18 protein-coding genes and 2 pseudogenes are annotated in these 21,137 nt (G+C 38.2%); 2 read left to right on the top strand and 18 right to left on the bottom strand.

Annotated features, from left to right (window positions below; translation table 11 throughout):
- Positions 1 to 376 precede the first annotated feature (376 nt).
- From tnpC to hflX, 8 genes and pseudogenes are all read right to left on the bottom strand, one after another.
- Positions 377 to 1,966, bottom strand: a pseudogene (gene tnpC / locus AC1DIV_RS23710) (IS66 family transposase).
- Between the two features lie 41 nt (positions 1,967 to 2,007).
- Complete coding sequence (gene tnpB, locus AC1DIV_RS23705) at positions 2,008 to 2,346, bottom strand: IS66 family insertion sequence element accessory protein TnpB (RefSeq protein ID WP_340875836.1); 339 nt, start codon at positions 2,344 to 2,346, stop codon at positions 2,008 to 2,010.
- Positions 2,347 to 2,361: 15 nt separating this feature from the next.
- Positions 2,362 to 2,682 carry an IS66 family insertion sequence element accessory protein TnpA gene (tnpA, locus tag AC1DIV_RS23700; protein WP_057276191.1) on the bottom strand — a complete coding sequence of 107 codons (321 nt, stop codon included), beginning with the start codon at positions 2,680 to 2,682 and terminating at the stop codon, positions 2,362 to 2,364.
- A gap of 608 nt (positions 2,683 to 3,290) precedes the next feature.
- Entirely contained in the window at positions 3,291 to 3,872 is a 582-nt protein-coding gene (locus AC1DIV_RS23695; RefSeq protein WP_340875835.1) for a hypothetical protein, read from the bottom strand.
- Between the two features lie 942 nt (positions 3,873 to 4,814).
- Positions 4,815 to 6,149 carry a type I glutamate--ammonia ligase gene (gene glnA, locus AC1DIV_RS23690; protein WP_034313424.1) on the bottom strand — a complete coding sequence of 445 codons (1,335 nt, stop codon included), beginning with the start codon at positions 6,147 to 6,149 and terminating at the stop codon, positions 4,815 to 4,817.
- A 36-nt stretch (positions 6,150 to 6,185) separates the two neighbouring features.
- The gene (locus AC1DIV_RS23685; RefSeq protein ID WP_048680941.1) at positions 6,186 to 6,590 is read right to left on the bottom strand and encodes a MerR family transcriptional regulator; all 405 of its coding nucleotides are present in this window, start codon (positions 6,588 to 6,590) and stop codon (positions 6,186 to 6,188) included.
- 197 nt (positions 6,591 to 6,787) lie between these two features.
- Complete coding sequence (locus AC1DIV_RS23680; RefSeq protein ID WP_477577506.1) at positions 6,788 to 8,056, bottom strand: methionine gamma-lyase family protein; 1,269 nt, start codon at positions 8,054 to 8,056, stop codon at positions 6,788 to 6,790.
- Between the two features lie 12 nt (positions 8,057 to 8,068).
- Positions 8,069 to 9,322: a GTPase HflX gene (gene hflX / locus AC1DIV_RS23675; RefSeq protein ID WP_048680932.1), complete on the bottom strand. Its 1,254-nt coding sequence runs from the start codon at positions 9,320 to 9,322 to the stop codon at positions 8,069 to 8,071.
- A gap of 168 nt (positions 9,323 to 9,490) precedes the next feature.
- Between hflX and AC1DIV_RS23670 the strand changes: the two genes are divergently transcribed.
- Entirely contained in the window at positions 9,491 to 10,099 is a 609-nt protein-coding gene (locus AC1DIV_RS23670; protein ID WP_340875832.1) for a trimeric intracellular cation channel family protein, read from the top strand.
- A 37-nt stretch (positions 10,100 to 10,136) separates the two neighbouring features.
- Here the strand turns inward: AC1DIV_RS23670 and spoVK are convergent, their stop codons facing one another.
- From spoVK to AC1DIV_RS23620, 10 genes are all read right to left on the bottom strand, one after another.
- The gene (gene spoVK / locus AC1DIV_RS23665) at positions 10,137 to 11,093 is read right to left on the bottom strand and encodes a stage V sporulation protein K (RefSeq protein ID WP_034313433.1); all 957 of its coding nucleotides are present in this window, start codon (positions 11,091 to 11,093) and stop codon (positions 10,137 to 10,139) included.
- 383 nt (positions 11,094 to 11,476) lie between these two features.
- Positions 11,477 to 11,710 (bottom strand): RNA chaperone Hfq, encoded by a 234-nt coding sequence (gene hfq, locus AC1DIV_RS23660; protein WP_034313436.1) that lies wholly within the window; start codon positions 11,708 to 11,710, stop codon positions 11,477 to 11,479.
- A 3-nt stretch (positions 11,711 to 11,713) separates the two neighbouring features.
- On the bottom strand, positions 11,714 to 12,634 hold the full coding sequence (gene miaA, locus AC1DIV_RS23655) for a tRNA (adenosine(37)-N6)-dimethylallyltransferase MiaA (protein ID WP_048680990.1): 921 nt from the start codon (positions 12,632 to 12,634) through the stop codon (positions 11,714 to 11,716).
- Between the two features lie 259 nt (positions 12,635 to 12,893).
- Positions 12,894 to 14,216: a sensor histidine kinase gene (locus AC1DIV_RS23650; protein WP_340875829.1), complete on the bottom strand. Its 1,323-nt coding sequence runs from the start codon at positions 14,214 to 14,216 to the stop codon at positions 12,894 to 12,896.
- Positions 14,217 to 14,763: 547 nt separating this feature from the next.
- On the bottom strand, positions 14,764 to 16,701 hold the full coding sequence (locus AC1DIV_RS23645) for an FtsX-like permease family protein (protein ID WP_340875828.1): 1,938 nt from the start codon (positions 16,699 to 16,701) through the stop codon (positions 14,764 to 14,766).
- The gene (locus AC1DIV_RS23640) at positions 16,679 to 17,455 is read right to left on the bottom strand and encodes an ABC transporter ATP-binding protein (protein WP_340875826.1); all 777 of its coding nucleotides are present in this window, start codon (positions 17,453 to 17,455) and stop codon (positions 16,679 to 16,681) included. The genes AC1DIV_RS23645 and AC1DIV_RS23640 overlap by 23 nt, the downstream gene beginning before the upstream one ends.
- Positions 17,456 to 17,553: 98 nt before the next feature.
- The gene (locus AC1DIV_RS23635) at positions 17,554 to 18,615 is read right to left on the bottom strand and encodes a sensor histidine kinase (protein WP_340875825.1); all 1,062 of its coding nucleotides are present in this window, start codon (positions 18,613 to 18,615) and stop codon (positions 17,554 to 17,556) included.
- Complete coding sequence (locus AC1DIV_RS23630) at positions 18,612 to 19,319, bottom strand: response regulator transcription factor (protein ID WP_251542513.1); 708 nt, start codon at positions 19,317 to 19,319, stop codon at positions 18,612 to 18,614. Before AC1DIV_RS23630 ends, AC1DIV_RS23635 begins: the two co-directional genes overlap by 4 nt.
- Positions 19,320 to 19,391: 72 nt before the next feature.
- Positions 19,392 to 19,847, bottom strand: a complete 456-nt coding sequence (locus AC1DIV_RS23625) for an SMI1/KNR4 family protein (protein WP_241637916.1) — start codon at positions 19,845 to 19,847, stop codon at positions 19,392 to 19,394.
- Positions 19,848 to 20,245: 398 nt separating this feature from the next.
- Positions 20,246 to 20,539 carry a hypothetical protein gene (locus AC1DIV_RS23620; protein ID WP_142398553.1) on the bottom strand — a complete coding sequence of 98 codons (294 nt, stop codon included), beginning with the start codon at positions 20,537 to 20,539 and terminating at the stop codon, positions 20,246 to 20,248.
- A 308-nt stretch (positions 20,540 to 20,847) separates the two neighbouring features.
- On the opposite strand from AC1DIV_RS23620, the pseudogene AC1DIV_RS23615 reads away from it, so the two are divergent.
- Positions 20,848 to 21,137: pseudogene (locus tag AC1DIV_RS23615) on the top strand (DUF1641 domain-containing protein); the annotation flags it as partial.

The following is a 21,137-nucleotide window of genomic DNA, read 5'->3' as shown; positions in this document are numbered from 1 at the left end:
CATCTTCCCCACTCTATTTGTTTATGTAGTTACCATTCTATTTATTTATGTAGTTATCAATTTATTTTAACATACTTAGTCCAGATTAAGTGTTTCACATTGTTGAAGTAAAAGTTTCAATGAAGCACTTTTTTTAAAAATTATTTAAATCAATCTTCGATAGCAAATACTTCCTCAAAGAAATTTCGATATTAGATGGGTAGCATCACTCTTGATGTAACCCAACGGATTATGAAAATGGAAGGTTTTATTCTATACGTCTTTAACCCACCTACCTCCTTACTCCATTATAAACTGCAATATTGCAGCTAGCCCTTCCAGTTAATCGTAAACGTTAAGTAGCCCCCAAATACTACATGGATGGTGTATTTCGGGACTATGTTTTGTTTGCTTCACTTTTTATCGGTACTCTGCATGCAGAGGGTAAACTAGATGACCACGGCAAGACTTTATCTATTTCTTTTTTATTCGTTAGATCCATATTTGGTAGCGTTTCAAACAAATAGCGAAGATAATGATAGGGACTCAAATCGTTCTCTTTTGCCGTTTCAACCACACTATACATGATGGCACTCCCTCTAGCACCTCGCGGTGTATTAGAAAACATCCAATTTTTTCTCCCAATCACAAACGGCTTAATGGAACGTTCACTTCTGTTGTTGTCGATTTCTAAATGTCCGTCCAATAAAAAAGCTTCAAGATGATTCCATTGATTCAAACAATAAGTGATGGCTTTTCCTAGCGCGCTTTTTGGTAGAACGAGATCTTTTTGTTCATAAAGCCATGCTGAAAAAAGGTCCAGAATGGGCCTGCTTTTTTCCAGTCGCTGCTCATATCGTTCTGTAGAGTCGACATGTTTTAGCTTTCTTTCGATAGAATACAGTTGATTACAGAAATACAACCCTTCGCTCGCCTTCACCTTTTTTCCCTGCTGTGAATCAGGTAAAGCCTTTAAGGATTCATCAAACTTACGTCTGGCATGCGCCCAACATCCCACAAGGGTGACATCCGGTACTTGATTGTAACCACTATATCCATCCACTTGTAAATAACCTTGATAACCCGTTAAAAAACGTTTCGGGTGTTCGCCTGCTCTTGTTGGTTGATAGTCATAGAGAACAATGGGGATATCATCTCGCCCTGTGCGATATAACCACAGATAGGACTTGGTAGTTGCGGCACGACCAGGTTCACGTAAGACTTGGAAGGTTGTTTCATCCGCATGAAGGATGGTTCGAGCAAGTAGATGCTCATGCATCCTTTTATACAATATCACTAACCATTGATCAGCCCCGTATAATAACCAATTTCCCATCGTTTGACGCGATAAGTAGATTCCCATTCGTTCAAAATGCTTTTCCTGACGATAAAGAGGCAATCCTTCTACATATTTTTGAGTCATGATATACGCCATAATGGACGGGGAAGCTATACTTTTGGGAAAGGCAGGAGCTGGCATATTCGCAGTCACGATCGGTGTGGAAACCTCATCTAGTTCACACTTGCGGCAAGCATATACGTATCTCTTATGTTCTGTCACCTTTACTTCTGCAGGAACAATCGTCAGTTCCTTACGGACTTCTACACTCATCTTATGTAGAGCACCACCACAGCATGAACAAACCTGTTCCTCGTCAGCCAAACGATATTCAATCGTTTCGATAGGAAGGTTTTGGACGGACTCATCCCTATGACCGCGTTTCTTTTTACGACGATAGGTGATGGTTTCAACAGCTGGTTCGGGTACTTCGGTGTCACTTTCTTTCTCAGCTTCATTAAACAGTTCTAGAGCGAGTTGATTTTCCGTTGTTTTTTCGCTAGACGTACCAAACCGTTTTTGTTAGCTAAGACGAAATTGTTCTTCATACCATCTCACTTTTGCCGTGAGTTCTTCTACTTGAGCTTGAAGAGATTCAATTGTAGGTTGATTTTGATGAGAGGATGTTGTTTTCATAGATGAATCCATTCGACAAAATGAATCAAATCCCTTCTAAATATATGAATTTCTCACACGATTGTTCTCGCATATACAGCTTGATGCCCTTGTTTTTGTTCAAATGGAAATCCATCAAGAAGCCATCTCAGTTGCCTTCTTGATATGGTAAGTGGCACATTTGGATGTTGAGTTGGCCAGTCAAACTTTCCTTTTTCCAATCTGCGATAATGCAACCAAAAACCATTATGTTTCCACACGAGAATCTTTAGTTTATCGCGTAAGCGATTGCAAAAGACAAATAAACAAGAAGAAAAGGGATCTAAATCAAACTCTTCCTTTACAATGGCTGCCAGTCCATCAATAGCTTTACGTAAGTCTTGTAGCTCCTTGTGCGATACATACCCTTTCAATGGCTGTTTCTGGTATCATAGCTGTTTTACCGTCTGCATCACTTGTAAAAGCACTTGTGGAGTAAAAGGTGCATCTATTTCAATTGTAGCTTCTTTAAAATGAATGCGGATGGTGGTATGTATTTTTTCTTCTATTGGAGGGATATTCACAGATACCCATTTTGTACGTTTACTTTCAGTTGGACTATCAGCTTGAGGAGATAATTTCTTGAGCCAATAATATAGCCGATGAACCGGCAGGTTCTGTTTTTGACACCAAGCAGCTTTTGATAATCCACTTTCTTTAAAATCTTGGATGTGAGCTTCCCATTCTTTCTTTATAAGGCGTTTTTTCATAAAAAAACCTCCACATGTATGATGTAAGGAGATTATCTCATGAGCTATTTACAAGTAGTAGGTGGGGAATATTTGACGCTTACCTTTATACCTTGCTTATAGTTAAAAGCAACTATTTGCTTACATTTGGCAAACTGTGGCTCTTTTGTTTCCAAAGAGGAGGCATAGGTTTTTTGGAAGGTTTTTATCTCGGATTTTTATATAAAATATCTGCCAAGGAGGTATTACTATAAATTAAGCTTTTATAAATTTTATTATCTTATAAATTCCAAAACCTATTGCGACCAATATAAGTAAGACTATAAGCATGTTTAGAAAATTAATATCTGACATAATTTGAGCTCCCCTTTGATAATGACAATTTAACTAAAATTAACATAATTTTTTGGAAATGAAATACTAAATTACTAATAATCCCTATATAATCATATAGGATTGTATAACAGTATATTCTTAACAGTAACTAGGAATTTAAGCTTTACCTGAATAATGGGCATGTAAAAAAAGTCCATTATTCAGGAATTTTTATATGTCCTTTTTTCCTCAGTCTAAGAACACGGTCAAACATAATATGACTTGACACCCTTCTATTGCACTATTTTATGGGGCTACAGTGATTTGTGTACCATCTGAGAAATTACTGTAGATTTTGCAAATGTATTTGCATATACAGGAATGCCACTATAAGTTTTAAGATTATCAAATGTGCATTTCTTCAGATTTGAACAAGATCTGTTTATGCTCCCTTTATAAAGTACAAAAAGACTTTTTGAAGCCCTCAAACCATAAGATGTGTGTGAAATTGAACTTTTTAGTGATTTTGCATTTGTTTTAGTAGTGATGGTAGTAGTGAAATCCCCATCAAAGGATCCAGAAGTTGCCTTTAAATTTGAATAATATGTTCCTGCAACTTTCGTCGTGTGCCTGCCTTTTGATTTTGTTTTATTAAAACCTTTAGTTTTTTTTGATAGAATATTTGCCTTTTCAAGATTCCCAGCGATAAACATGGCATCTTCGGTGCTAAGCTGAGCCCCTATTGGATATTTAGCGCTAATGCTTTCAAGCTTAGTTTGGACAGCAACAGAGTATTCTTCTGCCTTTGTAGCGGTTGAAAAACCCAATGATAGAGTAATAGCTATAGCACCAAGTGTAATAAATTTTCCTAACTCTTCTTTTTCATAATTTAACACTCCTTTTTTATGAATCGCTACAATAGTACCACGAAAAATTACAAAGTAACACTAATTTAGAAATTATTGTCATAATGGTTATTTTTTATGAGCACAATTACCCTTTAAAGTCATTAAAATTAATATGGTTTAGTAATTAAAAAGCCCTTCTCAAAATTAGAAGGATTTTTTAATTTTCTACAATTACATCAATAATTTCATCAAACTGTACTTTCTCAAAAGAACTGCCTTTCTTCTGGATTCTTATCTCTTTCGTAACAGAATGAATTTACATGCAGATCAATTGGGTTTCCCTCGTTATGTAATCTAAATCTTATCGGTAAATGATATTCCATTGAATAAAAAATGTGTTGTTGATGTTTCAATAGAAATAACAAATAAGTTCAAATATTCAATTGGCTTTCATTCCAAAATAGGCGCATTTCTCAATGAAAAGTGCTTATGGATGTACTCTATCCCTTTTAGGAGTTTTTTTTGGGAAGCTTGGCCTTATTTTTGAGCCCTTTGCTGAGTCCGGACTAAGGCGGCGAGAAGGCCCTAATATTCCGTAAGCTTGGGAAAGTCTATAACTGATATTAGTATAATATTTGCGAAGAACTGTGATGATGCCAAAGGAAGAATCAATTGAAATTAACACCTTATAAGTAATAGGTTTTAACGTTCTTCCAAAAAAGTCTCATGCTTCAAGCAACCTGGAAGAGTAGTAAGTAGTGGGTAGTTCACACCAAAAAAGACGAAGCCCTTGGACTTATCCCTCTCAAGTAGACAAGGGTAAGTCCAAGGGCTTTTCTTTGAATGGATTATCATTGGGGATACATGGATTATGCCCATTTGAATAAAATAGTTTGAAATGTGGTCAGCTAGCCCGTTCCCTTTCATTTTATAAAAATAAAAAAAGCCTTGGCAACTGAGAAACTCAGTAATACCAAGGCTTTAAAGCTATTAATACATTGACATATATTGTTCGCGTTCCCATGGGTGAACTTGAGTACGGAACATATCCCACTCGATTTCTTTTGCTTCGACGAAGTGTTCAAGTAAATGTTCACCTAATGCTTCTTTGATGACTTCATCAGATTTTAATGTTTCCAATGCAGCATATAAAGTAGCTGGTAGATCAACGATACCTACTTCTTCACGTTCTTCTTTATTCATTACATAGATGTTGCGATCAACTGGAGCTGGAGGAGTCAAGTCGTTCTTGATACCGTCAAGACCAGCTTTTAGCAGAACGGCAAGTGCCAAGTATGGGTTTGCTGCTGGATCGACACTACGTACCTCTACGCGAGTACTTACTCCGCGTGAAGCTGGGATACGGATTAGCGGGCTACGGTTTTTAGCAGACCATGCAACATAACAAGGAGCTTCGTAACCAGGAACTAGACGTTTGTATGAGTTAACAGTCGGGTTTGTTACCGCAGTGAAGCTTGGAGCATGCTTAATGATACCTGCGATGAATTGCTCAGCTGTTTTGCTTAATTCCAATTTACCTTCTTTATCATAAAATGCGTTTTCGTTGCCTTTGAATAGAGAAACGTTACAATGCATTCCAGATCCGTTAACACCGAACAATGGTTTTGGCATGAATGTTGCGTGTAAACCATGTTTGCGGGCAATCGTTTTAACAACCAATTTAAATGTTTGGATGTTATCACAAGCTGAAATCGCATCTGCATATTTAAAGTCAATTTCATGTTGTCCTGGAGCTACTTCATGGTGGGATGCTTCGATTTCAAATCCCATTTCTTCAAGCTCAAGAACGATATCACGACGGCAGTTTTCTCCTAGGTCAGTAGGTGCAAGGTCAAAGTATCCGCCTTTATCGTTCAATTCCAGCGTCGGCTCGCCTGCTGCATCCAGTTTGAATAGGAAGAATTCAGGTTCAGGTCCAAGATTGAAATCTGTGAAGCCCATTTCTCTTGCTTCTGCAAGAACACGTTTTAGGTTTGCACGTGGATCTCCATCAAAAGGAGTTCCATCCGTATTGTAAATATCACAGATCAAACGTGCCACTTTACCTTTTTCGGAAGTCCAAGGGAAGATAACCCATGTATTTAGATCAGGATATAGGTACATATCAGACTCTTCGATACGAACGAAGCCTTCAATGGAAGATCCATCAAACATCATTTTATTATCAAGTGCTTTTTCTAATTGACTGACTGGGATTTCAACGTTTTTAATTGTCCCTAAAATGTCAGTGAATTGTAAACGAATGTACTTAACATTTTCTTCTTTCGCTAAACGAGTGATGTCTTCACGTGTGAACTTTGCCAATTTCTATTCCCCCTAATAATTCATAAATCATATTTTTTATTGGAAAAAACGGGACATATCCCCTTGTCTAAGAGATGTTCGATGCTTGCTTCCTTGTAAAAGCTCGGCACGCAGAAGCTTGCGAAGCTCCTCGTCACTAAGGTCATGCCTTATTTTTTCCGCTTGTTCTAATTCTTGAGTTTTAGGTAAATTCTGTTCCTTTACAGTGAAAATCTTTTTAATGCCGGCCAGATTGACTCCTTGTTCGATTAAATCTTTAATCTCAAGCAGTCGATCGATGTCATTTAATGAAAAGACCCGACGATTTCCATCTGTTCTCATAGGAGTAATAAGTTGATGCTCTTCGTAATACCGAATTTGGCGTGCAGACAACTCAGTTAACTGCATGACGATTCCGATGGAAAAAAGAGGCATCGAACGCCGAATGTTGTTGCCGCTCATTCTTAGCATCCTCCTTTTGTTTATCTTAAAATAATCTTATATCATGTTATTAAACTTGTCAATATGATGTTACATTTTATGACGTGATTTTATCAGAAAAATTAAATGATTTGTTACTACACAAATATTATGACTATTATTCTTACTGGAATCCAATTGTATCTGGATTCCCATAACATAACTTATTTAATTTCAAATTACAATTGAATCAGCTTTTTGTCCATTAGCGCATTCACAGCAGACAATACAGCCATTTTAACATGGGCGTATGTCAATCCGCCTTGAACATAAGCAACATATGGAGCCCTTGTCGGACCATCTGCCGTCAGTTCAATGCTGGCCCCCTGTATAAAGGTGCCTGCAGCCATGATTACATCGTCCTCATATCCTGGCATATAGGCAGGATATGGTGTCACATGTGAATTGATTGGTGATGCATATTGGATGGCCTGACAGAAGGCAACCATCTTATCCCGTTCATCAAATTGAACGGATTGAATCAAGTCAGTTCGCTTCGCATCCCATTTTGGGGATGTATTCATACCGAGCTTTTCTAAAAAGGCCGCTGTGAACATCGCTCCTTTAACAGCTTGGCCCACGACATGCGGTGCCAGGAAGAATCCTTGGTACATTTCCTGCAGACTATAAAGCGAAGCACCTGCTTCAGCCCCTATTCCTGGTGATGTTAACCGGTAAGAGCAAGCTTCAACCAGGTCCTTTTTACCAACAATGTATCCACCGGTTTTCACTATCCCGCCGCCAGGATTTTTAATGAGTGAACCAGCCATTAAATCCGCTCCGACATGACATGGTTCTTGTGTCTCAACAAACTCTCCATAACAATTATCCACGAACACGACGATTTCCGGGTTAATGCCTTTAACAAAGGCAATCATTTCCTTTATTTCATCGATCGTAAAGGAAGGACGTGTAGCATACCCTTTTGATCGTTGTATACCGATCATCTTCGTATTCGGTTGAATGGCATGTTTGACGGCTTCGAAATCAACGGTTCCAGTTTCCGCCAACGGAACGGCCTTATAGCTGATCTGAAAATCACGTAAAGATCCAATACCCGTCCCCCGGATACCGACGATTTCTTCCAAAGTATCATACGGCTTTCCAGTTATGTATAACAATTCATCCCCTGGGCGCAATATGCCGAAAAGAGCGGTGGAGATGGCGTGTGTGCCTGATATAATTTGGGGGCGCACCAATCCAGCTTCCGCTCCGAAAACATCTGCGTATATCAATTCCAGCGTATCGCGGCCCATATCATCGTATCCATACCCAGTAGTCGGGATGAAGTGGGAATCACTCACTTTATGTGCTTGATAACTTTGTAATACGCGAAATTGATTTTCTTCGATTCGTTCGTCCACTTGCTTATGTAATGGAGAAATCATTGCTTCCACTTCCTGGGCAATGTTTTTCAACACTTCTCCATTTGTTAACTGCTGATACATCAAAATTCCCCTTTATAATGAATATTTCTCCAGCTGCCCGGTTATTGGATGATCAGCTAGACAAAAACCTTTGCATTCATATCTTTCCGATTCTTCATTAAAGGAGAGAGTGCGCAATATGGTTTCATTTTTCAGCTGTGATAATAGTTTACCCTCACTCGATGGCAGGAAAACATGATACGGGATCATTTCTTCAATCACGTACTTTTCAATTTCTTCCATGATTTCATTCAGATCCGATTGTTCATAGGCACTGATCATTAATGAAGCACGACTGGCTGATCTCACAAAATCAGCGTGAACCTTATCTTTCTTATTATACAACGTTAGCTGTGGAATGGAAGGGACATCTAAGTCATTTAGCAAATCCTGCACCGTTTTCTGATGATTAAAGTAATCGGTACTTGAGGAATCGACCACATGTAACAGCAGATCCGCTTCTTTCACCTCTTCCAAGGTAGAGCGGAATGCGGCAATTAAAGATGTCGGCAAATCTTGTATGAATCCAACCGTATCCGTCAGCAGCACGGTAAATCCGCTAGGAAGAATCGCCTTTCGTGTCATGGGATCCAGCGTAGCGAATAATTGGTTCTCTTCATATGAATCCGCCTCCGTCAAACGGTTGAACAGCGTTGATTTACCTGCATTCGTGTATCCCACAAGTGCTATTTGAAAGGTCTTATTACGTTTCCTTCTATCACGATAGCGTTCACGATGCTTCACTATTCCACTTAATTGCTGTTTTATTTCATCTATTTTTCCACGAATGTGGCGGCGGTCGCTTTCCAGCTTCGTCTCCCCTGGTCCCCTTGTGCCGATTCCGCCTCCTAGCCTGGACATTGCCGTCCCCTGTCCAACCAAACGCGGCAATAAATATTGGAGCTGAGCAAGTTCAACCTGCAGCTTCCCTTCCCTGGATCGAGCCCGCTGAGCAAATATATCCAATATTAGCTGTGTCCGGTCTATGACCCTTGCCTCCAATTGTTTCGAAAGGTTCCGAATCTGGCTCGGGGATAATTCATCATTAAAGATAAATAAATCCGGCTCCAGTTCCTCTTCCAGATTCCGGAGTTCTTCCACTTTTCCTTTTCCTATATATGTAGCCGGATCGACGCTTTCCCTTTTCTGGGAGATGGTCATTAAAACCTCAGCATTCGCAGTCTTCGCCAAAGAAGCCAGTTCATCGAGTGAATATTCAAAATGTTCACTGGTCTCAGTTGTTTGACACCCAATCAAGACAGCCGTTTCCTTTATTGCTTCTTCCAAATCACATGCACCACCTTCTGGTAGATTTCAGTTAATCATAACAAAAAAATTGAATATATAAAAATTTCCTCAAAACGAAGCTTTTAACCGTTTTAAAAATTGCGATACCATGCTAAAATCAAATTTGGCTTTACCATCAAAATCGAAAAGACATAGAGGGACATTCATATGACATGGGAAGTATTAAGCTTCATAGGTACGATTGCATTCGCTATAAACGGAACCATCATCGCCATGGAAGAAGAGTATGATATTTTAGGAGTTTATATTTTAGGAATCATAACCGCCTTTGGCGGCGGGGCAATCCGCAATCTGTTGATCGGCGTCCCCGTTTCAGCTTTATGGGATCAAAGTTTCTATTTTGTCATCGCTTTAGTATCCATCACCATCGTTTTTGTTTTTCCTACAAACCTATCAAAGCACTGGGACAGATGGGGAAATCTCAGTGATGCCATTGGCCTCTCAGCCTTTGCCATCCAAGGGGCGATGTATGCCGTGGAACTTAATCATCCAATAAGCGCCATTATAGTATCAGCTGCATTAACCGGATGCGGCGGCGGGATACTCCGTGACGTGCTGGCCGGAAGAAAGCCATTGGTCTTCAGAAAAGAAATCTACGCAGTATGGGCCATCATTGCAGGCTTGGCTTTAGGCAGTGGTGTTTTATCCCAATCATGGCAGCTTTATTTGCTCTTTGCCGTCATCACGATATTGCGAGTCCTTTCTTACACCAATAATTGGCATCTTCCTAATAAAAAATGGGTGCCTAAAACATAAATTTGAAAAGCCCGCCATCTTGGTGGGCTTTTCCATGTCATTCTTTCTCTTCATCCTCGAAAATCAAATCTTGGCTGGTAAGCGTCAATAAATCGGATTTTTCAAATGAATCTTCCAGTAAAAGCCGCATCGCCTGCGCCCTAATTGACTTTTCTATTATATTGCGGATATAACGACCGTTAGAGAATGAAATAGGTCCCCGGAATGAACGTAATATGATTAAATGTTCCCTTAATTTCCTTTCGGCATCCCGATTCATAAGATACTCCTTTTCCTGCAGCATCCGATCGGCTATTTCCATTAACTGTTCAATCGTATAATCCGGAAAATCAATAACGAGCGGGAACCTGGAATGAAGGCCAGGATTAAGACTTAGGAAATATTCCATTTCCCTCGAATATCCAGCAAGGATCAAAATGAATTCATGCTGCCGATCCTCCATATGCTTGACAAGGGTATCTATGGCTTCTTTTCCAAAATCCTTTTCGCCGCCTCTTCCCAAGGAATAGGCTTCATCAATAAATAAGATTCCGCCAATGGCCTTCTTAATTAAATCCCTGGTTTTTTGGGCAGTATGACCAATGTATTCCCCGACTAAATCTGCCCTCTCCGCTTCAATTAAATGCCCTTTCGAAAGTACATTCATTTTTTGAAACAACTTCCCGATTAAACGTGCAACCGTTGTTTTCCCTGTTCCCGGATTTCCTTTAAACATCATATGCAGCGCTTGCCGGCCAGTCTTCAGCCCCTTTGCCTCACGTTGTTTATTGATGTAAATCCAGGCATATATCTCTTTTATCATCCGTTTCATTTCTTCCATTCCAACCAGCGATTTCAGTTCATCTTCAATCTCTTTCAATGCCACATGCTGGTGGGGGATTTCCTGCACCAAAATTTCTTTTATCGGCAGATCCTTTTGTAGCGCTTTTCTGTTTTCCGCATTAAACACAATATTGATTTGCCCGTTATTTTTCATACGGATCGGTTGTTCCATTTCATTCACCTCTCCATCTTGGACCCTGACTCTAACACCACAATTTTTTATGATGGCATGGCAAATGCTGCATAGCCAAAATTATCCCATCGGAAAATTCGTTTATTCCTTTCGTGATTAAGCCCCATTCCCTTCTTGAAAAGCGACTTATTCTGACAGGATTTTTTCATTGGAGGATTTATTACGACAAATCCCATTCCCATTCACCAATATATTAGGGGTAATGTCATTTCCTGCGGTTTCCCGGAAAATAATCCGTCCCTTGATATATATTCAAATAAGGTACGTAAAATTATCGATTCTTTGAAAAAGGACAGAGAAGGGCATGCAAAAAAAAACAGGTCGCTATAAGCTAAACCTGTTTTTTACATTCATATATATGATTATTCCTTCACTTCGTAATCGATCTGAACATTACGTTGTGGAGCAAATGTAGAAATCGCATGTTTATAGACTAATTGCTGCTTGCCCTCCGATTCAAATAAAACGGTAAAATTATCGAACCCTTTCACTTGTCCTCTAATCTGGAACCCGTTTAATAAAAATACCGTCACATACGTACCATCTTTACGTAATTGATTAAGAAACTGATCTTGAATATTTACTGATTGTTTCATGTATTAGTCCTCCTCTTTTCTCTCTAAATTTATGTATTCGCCTTCACTGAAAAGCTTTCCTGCTATAAATCCAGATATTTCATGTATTTTTTTTGGAAAACCTTCGAGATCGGTCATATCAAACCAAATTACATCCATTTTATTCCGGAACCAGGTCAATTGCCTTTTTGCGTATCGACGGGAGTTTTGCTTTAATGTCTCAACGGCTTCATCCAATGAAGCCCTTCCATCAAAATAATCATAGATTTCTTTATAGCCTATAGCCTGGATCGATTGGCAATCCCTCAAACCTTTTTCATGAAATGACTCCACCTCTTGAATCAGCCCTTGTTCTACCATGACATCAACACGTTGATCGATGCGTTGATATAACTTTTCACGTTCCATTGTCAATCCAATGATGCACGTATCATATTTCAATTCTGTAGGCTGTTCATTTAGCTGCTCACTCATGGTTTTACCAGTACAATGAAAAATCTCAAGTGCCCTGATCACCCTTCTTACATTATTCGGGTGAATCCGATTCGCGCTTTCAGGGTCAACGCTGCGTAATTGTTCAAAAACAGGATCGATTCCTGACTCCCTTACCTGTTTTTCAAGTCCCTCCCTATAAACAGGGTCGGATGGAGCCTCCGAAAATTGATAATCATAGATGACTGATTGTATGTATAATCCTGTTCCGCCGACGATAATGGGAAGTTTACCTCTGCTTTGGATATCCTCGATACAAGCATTGGCTCGCTCCTGGAACTCTGCTGCACTAAATGGTTCATCAGGTTCTTTAATATCAAGTAAATAATGAGGGATTCCTTCTGTTTCTTCCCTCTTGATTTTTGCAGTACCAATATCCATCCCCTTATAAACCTGCATGGAGTCTCCGCTAATAATTTCACCATTAAATAACTTTGCCATCTCAATGCTCATCTTTGTCTTCCCAACAGCAGTCGGTCCAATGATAACGAGAAGTTTTCCTTTTTGTTGTTTCACAATCTCACTGCCTTATATGATTTTTTCCCTATCTTATCATAATCTCGTTGAGAGCAGCTAAACATCTACCCATTATGTCCAATTGAGGTACTTTTATTCAATTTTTCACTTGTAATAATCGTCACCTTTATATAAAAAAGGTATGATCCCTTTGAGGGATATACCTTCTTATCAAATGTGTTTCCTTTGGATCAATTTAGCCCATTTTTCCATTTACGGGAATGATCATCGTAACGGTTGTTTCTTTTTCAGAGGATTGTACATAAATCTCTCCATCATATCTGTTCACTAAGTCTTTGACGATGAACAATCCTTGTCCGCGAACTTTGCCCTTTTGTGCCTTTTTGGTTGAAAAACCGCTGGCGAATATATTCTCCAGATCTAATTCCGAAATCATTGGTCCTGTGTTCGTGACCATAAACGTATACTTTTCATCATCAGCTTTGCAGGCAATATTCATTCGGCGTTCTTGCTCTGGCAATTCAATTGTTGCCTCAATAGCATTGTCGATAACATTTGATAATAATTTTATCAAATCGATTGTTTTGATCCGATTGAAGGATTTGGGTGAAACATCAATTTCAATATCGATATTATAATTCTGTGCCGAGAGCCTTTTGGTCTCCAACAGGACAGATAAGCCCGGATGAATCACATCCAATTTCATTGATTCAATTGAATGCACTTCTTTTGAAAGCCCTGTTAAGTATTCGAGTGCTTTTGCGTTCTCCTCTAATTTAAGCAGTCCATGTATCACCTGAATATGATTGGAAAAATCATGCCTTAATGAGCGGACTGAAGCAAATAGAGATTGAAATTCCGATTGATACGTATCTTCCGTATCCCCCACTTCACGTGTCAGTTCCTTTTGATACCATTTTTGAATGACAAAAAAGGTAACCAACAGCATGATGACAAATCCACCATTATAAACAAGAATGGCAATGCTGCTTTTCAATACCTTGCCGTTAATGGCATTAATATCTTCCGCGCTCACATCAATGCCCAAAAAACCAATAATGTCGCCTTCTTGATTTTTCATTGGCACTCCCACAGTCAAATACTCACCATACTCCGGATCTTCTAGAATCCCGGTAATGAAGCTTTTGCCTTCATACCCCTGTTTGACCTGCTCCGGCGGAACAGTACATGCACCACCGATAGGAAAATCCCCTTTATGATCTTTAGAAAATCCAGTAATCATGCACTTGGATACTGTGGGATTATCAATCATGATGGTATAAACATATAATGCTCCTATTTTTTCACGGGCATCCTCTAAGTAAGCTTTTATATCCTTATAATCCCGGCTCTTTACTTGGTTATTGAGAAATCGCTGATAGGCCTCCATATCCATCGAGTCGGCTATAGATCTAGCAGCTACCAAGTTTTGATTAGCAACGGATTTTTGCACAGAATTTTTAATGCTTAAATATGTTGAAAACATATTTAGAAGAATGAAAACTATCAATAAAAGTATGGTCAAATAAAGAAGTGCCCTTAACTTTTTATTTTTCATAGGATTAAACTTACCTCATCTCTAGCAGCTAAAAGTTAACGAACCTATTCTGAGTTTACTATATTAAGGGATAAAGAAATAGGGAAAAATCTAATATTCTCTATAACCCCAGGCATATAATACTATAATAAATCAAGTAATTGACAGATCACCCACTATTTTTTTGATCATATGACCTTTTATGTTTTAATCTAAACCACGTCTATTATTAATCATTTCCAATAAATTATTTTATTTCCTCAAAATAATTATTTTAGTATAATTATGTATGCGAAAATGGTAAAAATAAATGATGCGGGGTTCGATATTCTTGCTTAAAGTAAATAATTTTACCCTTTATATGAAAATATTACAAGATAGTAAAAGATTCACCTGTAAAATCACACCATAATTCATATGGTTTGTGCAATAGCAGATTACTCCTCTTTCAATAGTGCATATTAACTAATTTATCATCAATGAAAATGCCGTTTCAATGAGAAGACCTCCTGAAAAAGAAAATGGAATCGAGGACTGATTCCCTGATTCCATTTACATATGATAGCTTCTATTTAATCGAATTGATGACTGCCCGCCCATACATCTTTTTAGTTACTTGATAGTACAGCAGTTGAAAAAGAAAATACGTTGCGATGACCATGGCCGAGTAGACAAACAAATTCGATCCCAATAAATTGCTTAATGCCACGTAGGCGACTATGGCATGAATCACCCCTATCAGAAAAGGAGCGAAAAAGAGGATGCGTATTTCGGCACTTAAAATTTGCCGTATTTCTTTTTTTGTCAACCCCAATCGATGAAGGGCATGGATTTGGATTTTTTTATCTTCTAAATTCGTAAAAACTCGCAGATACATCATGCTCCCTTGGACGATAAAGAATAATAGACTGACAAACAAGCCTATAAAAAGAATCAATATGCTACCCTGTTTCATTTCTTGATAAATCGGAGCTCTTGTTTGCAGTTGATTATGATTAGGATTATTAGACATTTGTTCGATTTCACTAGATGTTTCCATTGATTCTTCCCAATCTTTAACTTCATACCCCCGTACTCTTGCCATCTCTTTTAATGGCACATCAGCAGTGATTTCATGATACAGATGATCATCAACCACCATCAGTGTCGTTGCCGCTTTTATGGGTGCGACTATCGATTGATTGCGCTGACCAATCATTGTTACCTGAATGGTTCGATCGCCAAAGTGCAGCTCCTTTTGTTCTCCCTTATGGACGAATTGATAGTCCAGTCCTCCATAAGGAAAAATGTATAATGCTTCTTTTCCAGATAACTTTGCTGGTTCAATTTTTCGTAATGCAGCCGTATTGTTATAATCACTTTCCGAGATTAATAATGACCTATTTTCACTGGATTCTCCCGTTCTCATATGGGGTAGCATGTGGGTGATGGGCACTCCAGTCATATTTACTTCGTAAAGGATCTTGAATCCATCTTCCTTTAATATTTTCTCCACTGCGGATGGTTCAATAACTGAATAAACGGAGGCATCATTTTCAATCCAGCCAATTGATTGCGGAATGTTATCCATCCCTTGCTTTTTTAAATCTGCACTGAACATGAAAAGTGTTCCTGCAGCTGTCAAAATCACGGCTGTAATGATCGAGGTCAAAAAGAATAACCTGGAATAGTCCTTAATATTAAAGATCAGGTTTGTTTGAGTAATTAAATTCGTTCCGCCATATAAGCTTTTCTTCTTCCGGTAAAGCCTGCTGCATAGAGCGACAATGCTTTGGCTGAATAAAAAATAGGTGCCGATCAGTACGAAGAATACTATGGGCAATACTCTATAAGAATTGTTCAACGACATCGTGCCTGCCAAATAATAAGAAATGCTTAAGCAAACTGCTGATAATGCAATTAACCACTTTGAAACGAAGGGAGTCTTTTTGGGTTTTTGTTTATCTTTTAGTAAATCGACTACCTCCGCATTTCCTATTTGGAACAATGATAGGAGCGATAATAGCTGAAATAGTAAAACGAAACCAACAATTGTATAAACAAAGGCCTCAGGAACAAAGACAAATGATATTGGTTGCTCTACAGCCAATAACCAAGAAACTGCCATTAAGAATAACTTTGAGAACAAAAACCCTAAGCCTACTCCAATCATGATAGATATGAGGGAAACCATCGTTTGCTCCAGGTAAATCAGTTTTCTAAGTTGGGATTTGGACATTCCAAGCAGTGTCAGCAGCCCAAACTCTTTTTTTCGCGGCTGTATAAATGCTGCATTCGAATAAGCGATAAAAAAAACTGAAAATATGATGATCACTATTTCAGCTGCAATGAGTCCCTTACTAATTAACTGTCCCCCTGGAATATTCGCATGGACCACATCAGGATGAAAGATAAACGATGCGTAAATAAAAAAGATTGAGACGGAAAGGACAATACTAAAAAAATAAGCAAGATAACGTTGTGCATTTCCTTGAATATTCCTCTTAGCGAGAAGTCGGATGTTCATGATAGACTCCTCCCAAAACGCTTAACGTATCTAAAATCCTTTGATGGAAGCTCTGCCTTTCCCCTCCGCTGTGAACCTCCGAAAAGAACCTGCCATCCTTTATGAATAGAATCCGGTCACAGAAGCTGGCGGCAGTCGGGTCATGAGTGACCATAAGGATGGTTGCTCCCTTTTTCTCCTGAAGTGTCGTGAGGGTATCCATTACCTGCTTGGCAGATTTGGAATCCAAATTACCAGTAGGTTCATCCGCTAAAATAATGGAAGGCTCATGAATCATCGCTCTTGCACAAGCCGTTCGTTGCTGCTGACCTCCAGAAATTTCAAAAGTCCTCTTTTCTAAAATCCCTTCTATACCAAGAATGCTTGCCAACTGATTTACCCTATATTCCATTTCCTGCAGTTTATAATGATCTAACGCTAGAGGAAGTAGGATATTTTCACGAACGGTAAGTGTATCAAGAAGGTTGAAGTCCTGAAAAACAAATCCAATTTCCCTCCTGCGAAACAATGCCAGGTCCTGATTGTTTAATTCATTGGGATTTTGATCATTTAGAATGACTTTACCTGTGGTGGGCTTATCAATCGTTGCCATTAAGTTAAGCAGAGTGGTTTTCCCGCTGCCAGATGGACCCATCACTCCGACAAATTCCCCTTTCTGTACATTCATGGTGAAATTATGTAACGCCTTATGAATTAAATTCCCCTGCTTTTGAAAATAAGTTTTGGATAGTTGTTCCGCTTTTAAAATCGACATCCGAAAATACCTCCCTTTCTTACCGTAAGTATAATGAATAAAGCGGGAGGCTCCCATCGAAGTTTATTACATAATCGTTCAGCACCCTTACAATTCTGTCACCTTTCATGTAAGATATTTGTCTTAAAGAGAAACTCCACAGTAGTCCCTTCGGATACAGTCGATTGGATGGTAACAACATGCCCAAGTCTGTTAACGATTTCCTTCACTAGATATAGTCCCATTCCGGTTGATTCTTGTTTGACTCGCCCGTTCTCACCAGTAAAAAATGGATCAAACACCCGTTTTACATCTTGTGGGACTATTCCAATTCCCTGATCTGTTATCCTAAGGAAAATCTCCGACTCTTTTTCAATGATATTGAACGTTATGCTGTCATGCTCTTCCTGCCTTGAATACTTCAGTGCATTAAAGACAACCTGACTAATGGCGAAGTGGAGCCACTTACGATCCGAATGCACATATACATTCTCAAGCTCCGTTTCAAGCCTGGGATATATGAACCGTTTGATGAACTGTTTTTTTTCCTCGTTAATTACTTGCTTGACCAGATTAATTAAGTCAACCCGCTCCGATTTTACATCCTCCGAAAAACGCTGCAGCCTTGCTCCATGCAATATAATTTCCAGCCCTCTGCGAAATCGATCATTCTCTTCTTCTATCTCTTTAAGATAATCCTTCATCGGCTCATTCGAAAATGTCCTTTTGCCTTCTTGAATCAGTAAGGAAATAACTGAAACAGGTGTCTTCATTTGATGAACCCATTGATGAATCAACAGCTCATATTGTTCCTTCTGTTTGATTTGTTCTTGTAACTGCCCAATAGTTACCTTGTTCATTTGTTGAAAAAGTTCCATCCACAACTTTTGTTCATTTGTCAAAGGTTCCCTAAAGGCTTCGACATATTCAAAAGACAAGCTCGGTTCTTGCTTCATCCTTGCTAATTGATTAAGGAAACGGTATTGCCTTATGTAATCGGCCGCTAAAAATATAAGCATCATAAACAACGCGAGAATAATTAAATAGATGATATTTGAAATCGATATGTGATTCCCCGCTTCCAGAACGGCTAATGCATAAGCAATGATAAGCAGGCTTACCAGTAGAACGGTATAAAATATAAAATAAAGACGGTCTTTTATAAAGGATTTCAGATTCACATTTCTTCACCTTGCACTATTTTTAGTCGATATCCTTTTCCCCTGCTAGTTGTTATGGCATGCTTGACGCCAATATCCTCAAGTTTTCTCCGTACCCTTGTGACATTGACGGTCAATGTATTGTCATCAACAAATGAATCATCATTCCATAATGCCTCAAGTAATTCTTCACGAGAGACAATGGTGTCATACTGTCGTAGTAAACAACTCAATAATTTCAACTCATTTTGAGTTAAATTTATCTGATTGTCTTGATATTCGATCATCGCTTTTTCCGTATAAAGCGTTAATCCCTCCATTTCCTTTACTTGTTGGTGGAATGAAGATATATCCGCATATTCACCATACACCCTACGTAGGACACTCTTTATTTTCGCTAACACCACTTCCAAATGAAACGGTTTTGTTAAATAGTCATCTCCCCCGTATTCAATGGCCATGACTTGGTTCATTTCATCTGTCCTTGCAGAGATGAATATGACAGGAACCTTCGAAACCGTCCTTATTAGCCGACACCAATGGAACCCATCATAATAGGGCAGGTTAATATCCAATAAAACCAAATCTGGCTTTATATCTTGGAACTCCGCAAAAACTTGGTCCAGTTGCTTCACTTCAAAAACCTCATACCCGTACCTTTTTAAATAATTGACCAAGATTCCTGCTATTTTGAGATCGTCTTCAACCAATAATATTTTATACATTTTTATCTCCTCATTAACATGACAATAAAAACCCTTGAATGGCATGAGCCAATCAAGGGGATTACAATAAAATTAGATTTCCTCCGGGACTTTCAATCCCTCAATGAAGGATTTAAAACTCGATGCAACTTTATAAATGTTTTCATCCTGGCTTGATGGATCCGAATACCAACCCTGATCCCAGAAGTAAACTCCCTTTTCTTCTTCATTATTTATCAGCAAAATTTTACCTGCACATGTATCATTACCTATTATAATACAATTCTTATGTAAGTCTTCTCTGTTTTCTTCATGCCATTTCTGTAAATCCAGTTCTTTATCTAGAAGCTCTAATCCATAAAGTGCATGTAAGCATACAAGTGTGTCTAATCCATCCACATAAAACTTACAGTTTTGAACCGTAGTTGTGCCGCCATTATGCTTAAGGAGAAATTGTTTATAATCTTCAGGAATTTCAAAACCCACAAATTCCTGAAAATTATTCACCGCTTCTTCTCTCGCTTTCCCATATCCAGTAATACTCACCATTGTATCGACTCCATTTCATTTTATTGTAGTAAAATCAATTGAACTAATTGCTGTTTATAAATACCTTTTCTTAATGGAGATCCTTTAAATATAAATTATTCATTATTACTTTAGAAAATAATACTTTTTTTAAATATATTAACATAATTTTACTATCCTTTTCAGTATTTTCTGATATATTTTTTGACAATTTCGTTGCTTTTCACTAAGAAAATAGCTTTTTTTAATCGAAGTTTTGTCGAAAAATCGATAAATCGTATACTTTCGCAGATAAATCAGAAGTTTTCGATGATATATCTCCATTTTCGAAGATATATTCCCGATTTCGCAGATAAAAATATTATTCTATAAAAAGGCGCCCACTTCATCTTCAAGATTGGGCGCCTTTTCTCTATTTATCAAACAATTTTATAGTCTTCATACGTAATTAATAACCTGCTCATAGAAACTGTCTCAGCACGAAGTTTATTCTTGTCACGACAATAAGCAATGATGGAACTATTAGGAACTTTAGCTGTACAATTCCATTTACTATATTTTTCATTATACCTAGAGGATATTTCGATAATCCCACCACGTACCTTTAACATCCTTCGTTCTACCAAGGGCATCAACTCCAATTCCGATAATAGTATATACCCTAAATCAGATAAAATATTCTCGAGGCCCATTCCGTCAAAGATTATGGACATTATAGCAAAACAAACATACAAGCAAAATAAAAAGGTTTCTGCTATAGGTCTATTATTATAGGAATGACAAGGTAGAATGTCTCTAATACCCCTCTTTATTTAAGGTATTATAACCAGAATAATCTTAATATTCTTTTGGAATATTAAGATAAATCAAAAAAACCACCAAATAACTCTTAATTATTACGATAAAATTATATTCGTATCACAAAAGAAATATTTGAAATTAAGAGATTAGAGTCGTATGATTAGTAGTATCGGCGGAAAAAACATAAATCAAAATAATTAAGTTTAAAGGGGAATTAGATATGGTAGATGTAATCTCAAAACCTGAACATGAAACACTTAATATTTCTGCAAACCAAGAGCAATTGGATATCCTAGATCAGCTTTTAAAGCCTGAGGTTCAGGAATCATTGAACACTTTAGTCGAGCAGTTACCAAAACTGACTGAGTTAGTGAATATTTTAACAAAGTCTTATGATTTCGCTCAATCGGTTGCGACTGATGATGTGTTGAAAAATGATACGGTCAGCGCCATTTCGGAGATCGCGACACCTGTGGTCCATTCAGTGAAAGGGCTTGCGGCAAATGCCAT

It is taken from the genome of Peribacillus sp. 05N428, assembly GCF_056397085.1.
This window is presented reverse-complemented; position numbering and strand designations above follow the sequence as displayed.